Raw genomic sequence first — 12,514 nt, forward strand, 5'->3', positions numbered from 1 at the left:
ACGCGGGCAGTGGCTCAACGTCGACGTACCATTGGCGCATGTCCTTCCTCCGCCGCCGCGCAGCGACCCCCGCGGGTCCCGACTTCGACGTCCTGGCCATGGATCCGGGCGACTGGCCGGGCAACCTGGGCGCCGGTCTGCTGCCCGCCCCCGACGGAACCTGCCAGGGTGTCTTCCTGCGCTACGACCTGTTCGGCGGCCGCGGCCCCGCGATGGTCATCGGCAATCTGCCCGAGGGCTCCCCGGCCCGCGAGGTCGGCGACGGCGAGATCCCCTTCGAAGTGGCGCAGCTCCTGCTCGCCCTCGAGAACGACGAGGAAGTCACCGTCACCGACGTGGAGGACGTCCCGGTGATGCAGGGCGACAACCTCCTGGTGGTGCGCCGCCTGAAGCTCTCCGAGACGCGGATCTCCTGCGTGCAGTTCGACCGCAGCGACAACGTGCTCGTGACCATCGCGTCCTGGGACCGCCCGATCACGGACGACCTGTACGCGCTGCTCAAGCCGCTGCCCGCGGAGCTGTTCCAGCAGGGCTGAGCAGCGCGACGCATCAGGCCGCGCCGGTTCCTACGACACCGTGGACGGCTGCACCATCACATCCGCCGCCCGCACGTACGCGACGCGGTGTCCGAACTGGATCTCGTAGTACACGTCCTTGCCCTTGACCACCTTGTGCGTCGAGGTGTCGAAGGTGGGGGAGTAGAAGTACTCGCCCGTGGTCGCCCCGCCCGTCGCGTAGCGCTGGCCCGCCAGCAGCTTGTACGGCAGCGGTGAGATCGCCTGCGGCGTGATGCCCGACGGGTAGGCCTCCTTCTCCGGGTAGGCCCGCCCGTACACCGGGACGTCGCTCGCGCCCGGCTTCGGCGTCACCACAAGTCCCTTGGCCGGCAGGGCGGTCGGCTGTGCGGACGGGTTCTTGAACCAGGCCTTCTGGCCCAGGTACCAGATAGCCGTCCAGTCGCCCTCGCGGCCCGCGACCGCGTACTGCTGGCCGGCGGACACCCGTGACGCCATGTCGTTGACGTCGATCGTCGAGGGATCGCCGTTGGGGCGCAGCCCGATGTCCTTGATCAGCGGGGCGTCCTCACTCGGCTCCGAGTACAGGCGCACCGCGCTCGAACCGTGCGGCGCACAGGCCACGCCCGCCTTCTCGCAACCCGTGAACGTCGGCTGGTTCGAAGCGAATTGGGGCGCGACGGTCACGAGCCCGCCGTTCGGCCCCGCCGTCTGGTGGAACGGCTTGCCCATCAGGGCGAAGTAGTGCGACCAGTCCCAGTACGGGCCCGGGTCCGTGTGCATCGACTTGATGGTCGACGCCGTCGTGCCCGGCACCGTGTCGTGCCCCAGGATGTGCTGCCGGTCCAGCGGGATGCCGTACTTCTTGGAGAGGTACTTCACCAGGCGCGCCGACGAGCGGTACATCTCCTCCGTGTACCAGGAGTCCGGCTGCGCGAGGAAACCCTCGTGCTCCAGGCCGATCGACTTCGCGTTGACGTACCAGTTGCCCGCGTGCCAGCCGACGTCCTTGTTCTTGATGGACTGCACGATGTGGCCGTCCGTCGAGCGCAGCGAGTAGTGCCACGCCAGATACGTCTTGTCCTGGACCAGCTTGAGCGTCTGCTCCCACGTCGCCTCCGTGTCGTGGACGACGATGTAGTCGATGCTCTGGTCCTTCGGGCGGTCCGCGAGATCGTGATTGCCGTAGTCGCCGTCGCCGAACTCCTCGTACGGCGCCGGGATCCACTCGCACGACACCGTCTTCGGGCACTCGGCCCCGGACGCGTCCGCCTTGCGCAGGCCCGTCTTCTCGATCTGCGCGGCCTGCGGTTCGGCGTCGGGCCGGGCGCGGAGGGTGACCTTCTGGCCGGCGTCCGTGGTGCGGCGCTCGCCGTCGCGGATCACCGCGAAGACATCGTTGGCGTACGTGCCCGCCGTCGCGGCGTCGTCCGCGCCGGAGAACGTCCCGACCGCCGCGTACCAGTCGGCGGGCCGGTCGCTGAGCGGCCTGCCGAGCTTCTTCTGGGCGGCCGCGAGGAGGGCGGCGCCGCCACGCACGTTCGCCGCCGGGTCGGCGCGCAACTGCTCGGCCGAAAGCCCGGTGAGCTGCGCGGCGCGCGGCAACGTCCGCAGTCGCGCCGGGAGTTCGCCGGCCTTCGGTACGGCCTTCGAGGCCTTCAGCGGGGCCCGCGAGTCGTCGCCGCGCGCGTCGCCCTCCGCTTCACTGTGCCGCACCGCGTCGCGCAGCGCGGCGCTCGCGTCCGTCAGATGCATGGGGCCGTAGCCGCCAGTGACGCTCGGCGCCCCGTCGTGCGCGTCCCACCGCGACTGCAGGTACGACACACCGAGCAGCACGCTCTGCGGCACCTTGTACTCGGCCGCCGCCGCGGCGAACGCTTGCTGAAGCCGGCCCGAAGAGGGCCCGGACGAGGCCTCCGGCGGGGCCGCGCCGAGCAGCGGCACGAGGAGCGCCGCCACCGCGACCGTGCCACCGGCCGCCCGTGCGCCGAGGGCGCGCCTGTGACGTCTGCCAATGAGGGAACGGGTCGACCGGTGCAAAGGTGCCTCCAGGGAGCACTGGGAACGAGTGAGAGCGCGGTACCTGCGGGCCGATGGTGGGTCAGTGGTATCGGCTCGCCGACGATCCGTCAATCATGCGCCGCGCAGGGTTGATTCCCCTGGATTTCCCAAGTCAACAGGCGTGTGCGGAGATTTCGCCGCCGGTAGTGCGACCGCCTGCGGTGCGTCAGTGGTGTGAACCAATGAGGGCCCGCATACGAAGATCCGCGGTGCGCCCCGTTCCTTCCGGGCGCCCCGCGGATCTCCGTCCCCGTCAGCGAGTGCCGACTGCCGCACGCACCGCCTTGCGAGCCATATTGCAGTCGTCGTGCAGACGGCGCAGCAACAGCCGCTGCTCCTCGCCGGACGGCGCAGCACCGGGGTGGGCCTGAGCTGACGGTGCTGCCGGGGTCTGTTCGTGCAGGGAACGCTGCACGGCCGTTTCGTAGGTGCGGATCTCCCGCGTCAGGACGAGCATCAGGTTTACCAGGAACGCGTCGCGCGCCGCGGGACCGCCGGACTGCGCGAGCTGGCTGATCTGGCGCCGCGCCACCGGGGCGTCACCGAGCACCGACCAGAGCGTCGCCAGGTCGTAGCCCGGCAGGTACCAGCCCGCGTGCTCCCAGTCCACGAGCACCGGCCCGGTGGGCGCAAGGAGTACGTTCGACAGCAGGGCGTCGCCGTGGCAGAACTGGCCCATGCCGCCGCGGCCCGCGGTGTGCGCGATCCCGTGCAGCAGCTTCTGCAGGTCTCCCATGTCCCGGTCGGTGAGCAGTCCCAGCTCGTGGAAGCGGTTGATCCGGGCCGCGTAGTCCAGCGGCGCGTCGAAGGTGCCCGCCGGGGGCCGCCACTGGTTCAGCCGACAGATCGCGCCGAGCGCGGCCCGCACGTCCGCCCGCGGTGGAGCCTCGGCCGGGTGGCGCTGCAGGGCCGCCACCCGGCCGGGCATCCGCTCGATCACCAGCGTGCCGTTGTCGGGGTCCGCGGCGATGAGCCGGGGCACCCGCACCGGGGGCCGGTGTCGGACGAACGAACGGTATGCGGCTATCTCCTGCCGGATCCGCGCGGCGTGGGCCGGCGCGTGATCCAGTAAACACTTCGCTACGGCGGTGCTGCGCCCTGTCGTACCGACGAGGAGCACGGAGCGCGGAGAACGGCGCAGTACCTGCACCGGGTGGAACTCCGGGCAGATCCGGTGCACCGACGCGATGGCCGTGCGCAGCTGCGCGCCCTGAGGGCCGGACAAGTCGAGTCTCCCGCTGAGCGGTTGCGTGCCGAGCCCCGGGGCGCGACGGGGCCGGGCGATGCCGTTCAGCGTCCCGGCCGCGGGCCGTGCGGGGTCGAGGTACGGGCCGCTTCCGCCGACCACCGGACGGGCGGGGCGCAGCGGCCGGGGCGGGGCGGACACGGAGGACGATGCTGCGTACATGGGCGAAACAGATCCCTTCGTGTGCCAGTGAGTTGCCTGCGCCGGCCCGGCCCGGCCGATTCGGTACACCCTGGGGAATGCCCTGATGCGACCGGGTCGGGGTGGCGCACTCCTACCTGACACCAGGCGTCCATGAGCACAACAGCTGGCGCACCCTGGCGAACCCTGGCGAATAGTCGCCCTGCAACTGACAGAGGGCTACTGTCAATTTCAGCCGAGAACCTGGGGGCTTACGTGAACGCACAACCCAACACCCGCCTGAGCGACCTGTTCGGCCTGGCCGGCTGGTCCAAGGGCGAACTCGCGAGACTGGTCAACCGGCAGGCGGCGGCCATGGGCCACGCCCAGCTGGCGACCGACACCTCGCGGGTGCGGCGTTGGATCGACATGGGAGAGATCCCGCGCGATCCGGTGCCCCGGGTGCTGGCGGCGCTGTTCACCGAGCGACTCGGCCGTGTCGTGACCATCGAGGACCTCGGTCTCGTCCGACACGGGCGTGTAGGGAAACGGCAGGGCGGCGGCCTGGAGGAACAGGGCCCCGACGGTGTGCCGTGGGCGCCCGAGCGGACAGCGGCGGTCCTCACCGAATTCACGGGAATGGACCTCATGCTCAACCGACGCGGCTTGGTGGGCGCGGGTGCCGCGCTCGCCGCAGGCTCCGCACTCAGCAGCGCCATGCACGACTGGCTCCACACCGACCCGGCCCTCGTGGCCGATGCCCCCAGGACCGACGATCCGCTGAACTCTCCGGCCCACGCCGACGCGGCCGGGTTCGACCGATACGAGGCGGCCCCCATCGGGTCGCAGGAAATCGAGGAACTCGAGCGCTCTGTCGAGGTGTTCCGGGCCTGGGACGCATCCCGCGGCGGCGGGTTGCAGCGCAAGGCGGTCGTGGGTCAGCTCAACGAAGTCGGCGGAATGCTCTCCTACCGCCACCCCGACCATCTGCAGCGGCGCCTGTGGGGCGTCGCCGCCAACCTCGCCGTCCTCGCGGGCTGGATGTCCCACGACGTCGGCCTGGAACCCACGGCGCAGAAGTACTTCGTCATCGCCGCGCACGCCGCGCGTGAGGGCGGCGACCGGCCGAGAGCGGGTGAGGCCCTGTCGCGGGCCGCCCGCCAGAAGATCCACCTGGGCGCGGCCGACGAGGCGCTCGACCTGATGAAGCTCGCCAAGTCCGGCTCCGGCGACCAGGTGCTTCCGCGCACGAAGGCGATGCTCTACACCATCGAGGCCTGGGCTCAGGCGTCCCTGGGCAAGGGCCAGGCGATGCGCCGCACCCTCGGCCAGGCGGAGGAGCTGTTCGTCTCCGACAAGGCCGATGTGCCACCGCCGTCCTGGATGCAGATGTTCGACGAGGCGGACCTGCACGGCATGCAGGCCCTCGCCTACCGCACACTCGCCGAGCACGAGCCGGCCGCCGCCGTCATCGCGCAGCGGCACGCCCAGGAGGCCCTGGCGCTGCGTGCGGGCGGCAGGGACCGGTCGAAGATCTTCGACCACCTGTCGATGGCCTCGGCCTGCTTCATCGCCGACGACCCCGAACAGGCGGACCGCTACGCGCGGTTGGCGCTCAACTCGATGGGCTCCAACTCCTCGCACCGCACCTGGGACCGGTTGCGCGAGATGTACCGGCTGACCGGTCACTACGCGGACTACCCGAAGATCGACGACCTGCGTCAGGAGATCAAGCTGGCGCTGCCGAGGGCGACGGGCAAGCGGATGCAGACGTGAGGCGTGCCGAGCGGTAAGCAGCAGTAGGCAACGGGTACTCGTGCGGAGCGGTCAGGAACCGATCCTCAGCCGATCCTCGCGACGAGAACACAGGCGTCGTCCTCGCGCTCGCGGTGACCGAACTCGTCCTGGAGCACACGCACGCACTCCTGCGCGTCACGTGCCGCGGCCAGCGGCTCCGCCAGTGCGAGCAGCCGGCCCGTGGACGCGGTCGAGCCACGCCGTGGCACCAGTCCGTCCGTGTGCAGGACCAGCAGGTCCCCGGCGCGCAGCGGCTCTTCGGCCTGCCCGTAGACGGCGCCGGACGTGGCGCCCAGGAGGACGCCGTCGGGTGGCGTGAGCGCACGCCCCGCCCCGTCGCGGAACAGCAGGGGAGCGGGGTGTCCCGCCTGCGCCCACGCCAGCGTGCGGGCCGCCGGGTCGTACCGGCAGCACAGGGCGCTGCCGAGCGCTGGTTGGACGGTCGAGTCGAGGAGGTGGTTGAGGGAGCCGAGCAGCTCGCCGGGCGCGGTGTCGCGCATCGCCATGCCGCGGACGGCGCCGAGCAGCATCGCCATGCCGGAGGTGACGGCTACGCCGTGCCCCGTGAGGTCGCCGACGGTCAGCAGGGTTCGACCGCCCGGCAGTTCGAGCGCGTCGTACCAGTCGCCGCCGACGAGATTGCCGACGGAGGCGGGGAAGTACTGCGCGGCGAGTTCGAGGCCGCCGGGGTCGCTGCGCGGGAGCCGCAGGGAGCCAGGCCACGGCGGCAGCACGGCTTCCTGCAGCTCGACCGCGAGCCGGTGCTCGGTCTGCGCGATGTGCCGCTGGCGCTGGAGCGAGTCACGGGTCTCGCTCACCGCGCGTTGGCTGCGGCGCAGCTCGCTGACGTCGCGGACGACCGCCCACATCGAGGCGGTCGCGCCGTCGGCGTCGAGCACGGGCTCGCCCATCATGTGCACGGTGCGCACCGGGCCGTCCGGGCGCACGACGCGGAACTCCCCGTCGATCGGCTTGCCGTCGATCAGGCAGTCGGTGACCATCGCGGTGAGCTTCGGCTGGTCGTCGGGGTGGACGAGGGCGGGCAGTTCGTCGAGGGTCAGCGCGGGCGCGTCCGCGTCCCTGCCGAGGATCTGGTAGAGCTCGTCGGACCAGGTGACCTCGTCGGTCAGCAGGTTCCATTCGGCGCTGCCCACCCGGCTCAGCAGCGAACCGGTCTGCGGCGGCGCGGCGAGCCGCTGGGGCGGCAGTCCCGTCAGGGGGCCCGGGCCCTCCCGCAGCTGGGCCAGATGCCGGTCGAGATCGCTGAGTTGGTGCACCGCCAGTTCGTACAGGGCGCGCTGCCAGCGGGACTCGGGGTCGGTCTCGTCCGGCAGCACGGATTCGCGGCGCACCGCGTAGACGTCGCCGAGCAGGCGGCGCGTCTGCGAGATCAGCGCTTCGACCGTGCCACGCTCAGGCGGTTGACCGGCGGGGCGGTCCGCGAAGGCATGGGGCGGCATGAGGAAACTCCGATGCGGGCACGGGTGGCCAGGGCTGACGGAAGGACCGCTACAGACTCTGGCACAGGCCGCGTTGGCTCGTAAGGTGTTTGGCCATACACGATGCGGTGGTGCCCATGGCATATGCCCTTGTCCTCTTGGGGGACTCTTTCGGGGCGTTCTGTCGAACGGATGGTCGGGTGGGGCGTATGCCACGCTCATACGTCCGGTGGCGCACGCCCCGTCGAACGTCGTAGTTGTACCTACGTACGCAGCCAGGCCGCCGTGTCGCGCGGCAGGCTCCCGTCGTAGTCCAGGGAGTCGCTGGTCAGCAGCACCGATTGGTGCGGCGGTAGACGCACGGGCTCCGCGCCGAGGTTCACGACGCACACGAGGCCGTGCCCGCGAGCGAACGCGAGTACCCCCTCGGGAGTCGTCAGCCACGTCAACTCGTCGCCACGAAAGCCCGGTTGGCATGCCCGCAGGTGCAGTGCGCCCCGGTACAGCGAGAGCATCGAGCCCAGATCGTCCTCCTGGACCTCGGCGGCGTACGTACCCCAGTCCGGCGGTTGCGGCAGCCAGGCCACGCCCGCCTCCCCGAATCCGTGGGTCGCACCGTGCGCGGTCCACGGCAGCGGCACCCGGCAGCCGTCGCGACCGGGGTCGACACCGCCCGAGCGGGCGTGCATCGGGTCCTGGATGTGCGCGCGGTCGACCTCCACCTCCGGAAGCCCCAACTCCTCGCCCTGGTACAGGTACACGGAGCCGGGCAGGGCGAGCGAGAGCAGCGCCGCCGCGCGCGCCCTGCGCAGGCCGAGCGCCAGGTCGCTCGGGGTGCCGAAGCGTTTCGTGGCGAAGTCGAAGCGGGTGTCGGCGCGGCCGTAGCGGGTGACCGTGCGGGTCACGTCGTGGTTGCACAGCACCCAGGTCGCGGGCGCCCCCACAGGCGCGTGGTAGGCGAGCGTGCGGTCGATGGACGCGCGCAGCTCGGCGGCGTCCCAGGGGCGGGTCAGGAAGTCGAAGTTGAAGGCCGTGTGCAACTCGTCGGGGCGCAGGTAGCGGGCGAAGCGCTCCGGATCGGGGACCCACAGCTCGCCGATCAGGACGCCGTCGTAGTCGTTGGCGACGGCGCGCCAGGAGCGGTAGACGTCGTGGAGCTCGTCGCGGTCGACGTAGCCGCTGGTGTCGTCGCGGGCCGCGTCGGCCAGCGACGGGTCCTTGGCGAGCAGGGCCGCCGAGTCCACGCGCACGCCGGCCGCGCCCCGCTCGAACCAGAAGCGCAGCACGTCCTCGTGCTCCTGGCGCACCGCCGGATGCGCCCAGTTGAGGTCCGGCTGCTCCGGGGTGAACAGGTGCAGGTACCACTCGCCGTCCGGCACCCGCGTCCAGGTGGCGCCCGCGAACTGGGACGGCCAGTTGTTCGGTGGCAGCTCGCCGTGCGCGCCGCGTCCCGGCCTGAAGTGGAACAGCTCGCGCTCCGGGCTGCCGGGCCCCGCCGCCAACGCGGCCCTGAACCACGCGTGCCGGTCGGACACATGGTTCGGCACGATGTCGACGATCACGCGGATGCCGAGGTCCCGCGCCTCCGCGATCAGCTTCTCGGCCTCGGCGAGGGTGCCGAACGCGGGGTCGATCGCCCGGTAGTCGGCCACGTCGTAGCCACCGTCCGCGAGCGGCGAGCGGTACCACGGGGTGAACCAGATGGCGTCCACGCCGAGCCGGGCCAGATACGGCAGCCGGGCCCGGACACCGGACAGGTCGCCGGTGCCGTCGCCGTCGCCGTCGGCGAAACTGCGGACGTACACCTGGTAGATGGCAGCACTGCGCCACCAGTCGTCGGCCACCACGAAGGGTTCCTTTCGCGCAAGGTTCGCAAGGGTGTGGGGTGTCAGGAGCGGTACGGGCTCAGCCCTTGAGGCCGCCGGCGGTCAGTCCGCTCATGATGTTCCGCTGGAAGAGCAGGAAGAGGATCAGCGTCGGCACGGACGCGATGGCGAGCGCGGCGATCAGCTGGTTCTGCGGGACGCCGTTGGACAGCGAGTAGATGCCGACGTTCAGTGTCTGCTTCGCCGGATCGGGCAGCGTCAGCATCGGCCAGAGGAAGTCCTTCCACACGCCGACCACCGCGAAGATGGAGACGACGCCGAGGATCGGCCGGGAGATCGGCAGCACCACCGAGCGCAGCGTGCGCAGGGACGAGGCGCCGTCGATGGACGCCGCGTCGAGCAGCTCCTGCGGGATCGAGTCGAAGAACCGCTTGAGCAGGAAGATGTTGAACGCGTTCGTGACGGACGGCAGCCAGATCGCCCAGGGGCTGTTGAGCAGATTGCGCTCGAAGATCGGCACGTCGAGGACCGTCAGGTACTGCGGGACGACGAGCACCGTCGCCGGGATCATCAGCGTCGCCAGCATCATGCCGAGCACGACGTTGCCGAACAGCGGGCGGAGCTTGGACAGGGAGTACGCGGCGGCGACGTCGAGGACGAGCTGGAAGGCGAGCGCGCCGAACGCGTAGTACAGGGTGTTGACCAGCAGTCTGGCCAGGTCCATGACCTGCCAGGCCGACCGGTAGTTCTCCGGGTGCACGCTGTCGGGCACCAGGGTGGGCGGGGACTGCACGATCTCCGCCGTGGTCTTGAGGCCGCCGGTCACCATCCAGTACAGCGGGCCGAGGAAGACCAGTGTGAACAGGGCCGTGGTGAGGCCGAAGACGGTCCAGTAGAGGATCTTTCCGCGCCGCCTGCCGAGCTGGGCGGGGGAGATCAGGGTGCGGGGGCGCATCGTGTCGGTGGCCATGGGTTCGCTCTCTCCTCAGTCGTCCGATGCGCGGCTCAGCCGTACGTACACGGCGGAGAACGCCGCGAGCAGGACGAGCAGGACGAGGCCGAGGGCCGCCGCGCCGCCGTAGTTGTTGAAGTTGAAGGCGTACTGGTAGATCAGGTAGACGACGGTCGTCGTGGAGCCCTCCGGGCCCGCCCCGTTCGTCAGCAGGAACGGCTCCGTGAAGACCTGCATCGTCGCGATGATCTGCATCAGGAACATCAGGGAGAGGATCAGCCGCGTCTGCGGGATCGTCACGTGCCAGATCTTGCGCCACAGCCCGGCGCCGTCCAGTTCGGCGGCCTCGTACAGCTCGCCGGGAATGCCCTGGAGCGACGCCAGGTAGATGAGCGTCGCGCCGCCCATGTTCATCCACGTCGCCGCGACGACCACGGACAGCATCGCGGTGTCGGTGGACTGCAGCCACTGCTGCTCCGGTATCCCGAAGACGCCGAGGACGCGGTTGAAGAGGCCGTATCCGGGGTCGTAGAAGTACTTGAACAGCAGGACGGAGGCGACCGGCGGCAGCATCACCGGAAGATAGACGAGCAGCCTCAAGTAGCCCTGGCCGTGCCGGAACTCGTTGAGCAGGACCGCCACGAGGAACGGGACGGCGAACCCGAGCACCAGGGCCAGGGCGGTGAACAGGAGCGTGTTGCGCCAGGCCTGCCAGAAGGCCGGGTCGTTGAAGACGTACGTGAGATTGGACCAGCCGGCCCAGGTGGTGCGCCCGTCCTTCGTCTTCTGGAAGGCCAGGAGGAACTCCCTGACCATCGGATACCAGGAGAAGAAGGAGAAGCAGAGCACCGCGCCGATCAGGAAGCCGTGGGCGGCGAGATGGCGTTTCACGGCGCGCACCAACGAGCCGTTGGACGAGGCGAGTTGGCTGTTGCGTGCGGGTGGTGCGGACTGCCGGGGCTTCGCGGGCAGCGTCGGGGCCGACATGGTCACTCCTCGGATCACAGGTACCGGTGGGGCGTCCTACTGGTTGGCCAGCACCTGGTTGACCTGCTGCTCGGCGGTGGACAGGAGCTTGTCGACGTCGGCGTTCCTGTTGGTGAGGACACCCGACATGACGTTGTCGAGGACCTTGTAGACCTCCTGCGCCTTCGGCGGCTCCGCCTTGCCGCGCACGGGGTTCGCCATGAACGGCTCGAAATTGCGTACGGGCATGGTGGCGTTGTTCGTCCGGGACTGGAGGTCGTCCGCCTTCACCGAGCCGGTGAAGAAGTTCGGCTGCGGCAGGCCGACCGGGAGCTTGTCCGCCTTGGTCCTGGCCCAGTCGAACTGGCCCTTGCCGGGGGTGAGCGTCTTGAAGTTCAGCCAGGCGATCGCGGCCTTGATCTTGTCGGGCGAGGACCCCTTCTTGATCATGTAGTCGTTGCCGCCGAACAGGGTGGCCTTGCCGCCGGGGATCGGGCCCATCCCGAAGTTGCTGTAGTCGGCGCCCAGTTGCTGCACCATGTACGTCACGTCGTCCGGCGCCGCGAGGAACATGCCGAGCTTGTCCGACGCGATCTGCTTCTGGAGGTCGCCCCACTTCAGCAGCTGCGTCTTGCCCATGCTGTTGTCCTTCCAGCGCATGTCGTGCAGCTGCTGGGCGATCCGCTTGCCGGTGGCGTTGTTGAACGCCGCCTTCTTGCCGTCGGACGTGACGACGTCGCCGCCGAGCCCGTACATCGTCGCGGTGAAGTGCCAGCCGCCGGTGTTCTCCGCGCTGTACTCGCCGTAGCCCGAGACGCCGTTGCCGAGTCCGGCGATCCTCTTCGCGGCCGTGCGCACCTCGGCCCAGGTCGTCGGCGGCTTGTCCGGGTCGAGCCCCGCCTTCTTGAACAGCTTGCGGTTGATGAGCATGCCCATCGTGTAGTTGCTGGTGGGCAGGGCGTAGAGCTTGTTGTCCTTCTTCAGCGCGCCGAGCACGTTGGGGTCGATCGAGCCGAGCGCCGGGACGGTCTTCTTCGTGACGTACGGGGTGATGTCCTCGGCGCCGTTGTTGTCGAGCACCTGCTGGAGATCGGTGAAGTACGTGTAGAAGACGTCCGGTTGGGACTTCGCCTTGAGTGCGGCCGTGAACCGGGCCGGCTCCTCGCACTGCCCCGCGGTCGACTTTCCGTCTACGCGTACGTTCGGGTACTTCTCGTTGAACGTCTTGACGTCCTCGATCCACTGCCGCCGCTCGGCCGCCTTCGCCTTCGGCGGCATGCAGTCGATGGTCAGCGAGACCTTCGTCTTCGGGTCGAGCGGGGCGGAGATGTCGGCCTTCGACCCGGCGCCCGCGCCGGCCCCGTCGTCGGAGCTGCTGCTGGTGCCGCAGGCCGTGAGCGAGACCAGAGCGAGCGCGGTCACGACAACGGTCACGGAAGTGCTTCTCATCGGTGGGTCCCCTCAGGGCCTGAGCCTGTGCAGGCAGGAACGTGGAGGCCCGGCACCGCCGTCGCAGGGACCGGGGGTGCCGGAGCGAGCCACACTCAAGCACCGCCAACCGATGGGCGCAAGATGTCGCGCGTATTCCGCAA

Annotated in this window: 9 protein-coding genes; 2 read left to right on the forward strand and 7 right to left on the reverse strand. The window is 70.0% G+C overall.

The genetic code is table 11. From position 1 onward, the window contains the following. Positions 1–38: 38 nt before the first annotated feature. Entirely contained in the window at positions 39–536 is a 498-nt protein-coding gene (locus tag ACY34M_RS23585; RefSeq protein ID WP_462720023.1) for a hypothetical protein, read from the forward strand. A gap of 30 nt (positions 537–566) precedes the next feature. Here the strand turns inward: ACY34M_RS23585 and ACY34M_RS23590 are convergent, their stop codons facing one another. Both ACY34M_RS23590 and ACY34M_RS23595 read right to left on the reverse strand, forming a co-directional pair. After that, positions 567–2,531: an N-acetylmuramoyl-L-alanine amidase gene (locus ACY34M_RS23590; protein ID WP_462720205.1), complete on the reverse strand. Its 1,965-nt coding sequence runs from the start codon at positions 2,529–2,531 to the stop codon at positions 567–569. 298 nt (positions 2,532–2,829) lie between these two features. Continuing rightward, entirely contained in the window at positions 2,830–3,984 is a 1,155-nt protein-coding gene (locus ACY34M_RS23595) for an aminoglycoside phosphotransferase family protein (RefSeq protein ID WP_462720024.1), read from the reverse strand. Positions 3,985–4,218: 234 nt separating this feature from the next. Between ACY34M_RS23595 and ACY34M_RS23600 the strand changes: the two genes are divergently transcribed. Further along, positions 4,219–5,718 (forward strand): DNA-binding protein NsdB, encoded by a 1,500-nt coding sequence (locus ACY34M_RS23600; RefSeq protein WP_462720025.1) that lies wholly within the window; start codon positions 4,219–4,221, stop codon positions 5,716–5,718. Positions 5,719–5,783: 65 nt separating this feature from the next. Here the strand turns inward: ACY34M_RS23600 and ACY34M_RS23605 are convergent, their stop codons facing one another. From ACY34M_RS23605 to ACY34M_RS23625, 5 genes are all read right to left on the reverse strand, one after another. Next, positions 5,784–7,199 (reverse strand): PP2C family protein-serine/threonine phosphatase, encoded by a 1,416-nt coding sequence (locus tag ACY34M_RS23605; RefSeq protein WP_462720026.1) that lies wholly within the window; start codon positions 7,197–7,199, stop codon positions 5,784–5,786. A 242-nt stretch (positions 7,200–7,441) separates the two neighbouring features. After that, complete coding sequence (locus ACY34M_RS23610; RefSeq protein ID WP_462720206.1) at positions 7,442–9,022, reverse strand: glycoside hydrolase family 13 protein; 1,581 nt, start codon at positions 9,020–9,022, stop codon at positions 7,442–7,444. 61 nt (positions 9,023–9,083) lie between these two features. Then, positions 9,084–9,959, reverse strand: coding sequence for a carbohydrate ABC transporter permease (locus tag ACY34M_RS23615; protein WP_462720207.1), 876 nt, complete (start codon positions 9,957–9,959; stop codon positions 9,084–9,086). Between the two features lie 30 nt (positions 9,960–9,989). Further along, on the reverse strand, positions 9,990–10,943 hold the full coding sequence (locus ACY34M_RS23620) for a carbohydrate ABC transporter permease (RefSeq protein WP_462720027.1): 954 nt from the start codon (positions 10,941–10,943) through the stop codon (positions 9,990–9,992). Between the two features lie 36 nt (positions 10,944–10,979). Next, positions 10,980–12,371: an extracellular solute-binding protein gene (locus tag ACY34M_RS23625; protein WP_462720028.1), complete on the reverse strand. Its 1,392-nt coding sequence runs from the start codon at positions 12,369–12,371 to the stop codon at positions 10,980–10,982. Positions 12,372–12,514 lie beyond the last annotated feature (143 nt).

This window comes from Streptomyces sp. EDA2-14 (assembly GCF_054963755.1).

What these genes read in the sequence shown, in the direction of transcription:
- ACY34M_RS23605 (WP_462720026.1), bottom strand. Translation starts at nt 7,199, where the DNA reads ATGCCGCCCCATGCCTTCGCGGACCGCCCCGCCGGTCAACCGCCTGAG.
- ACY34M_RS23595 (WP_462720024.1), bottom strand. Translation starts at nt 3,984, where the DNA reads ATGTACGCAGCATCGTCCTCCGTGTCCGCCCCGCCCCGGCCGCTGCGC.
- ACY34M_RS23615 (WP_462720207.1), bottom strand. Translation starts at nt 9,959, where the DNA reads ATGCGCCCCCGCACCCTGATCTCCCCCGCCCAGCTCGGCAGGCGGCGC.
- ACY34M_RS23625 (WP_462720028.1), bottom strand. Translation starts at nt 12,371, where the DNA reads ATGAGAAGCACTTCCGTGACCGTTGTCGTGACCGCGCTCGCTCTGGTC.
- ACY34M_RS23585 (WP_462720023.1), top strand. Translation starts at nt 39, where the DNA reads ATGTCCTTCCTCCGCCGCCGCGCAGCGACCCCCGCGGGTCCCGACTTC.
- ACY34M_RS23620 (WP_462720027.1), bottom strand. Translation starts at nt 10,943, where the DNA reads ATGTCGGCCCCGACGCTGCCCGCGAAGCCCCGGCAGTCCGCACCACCC.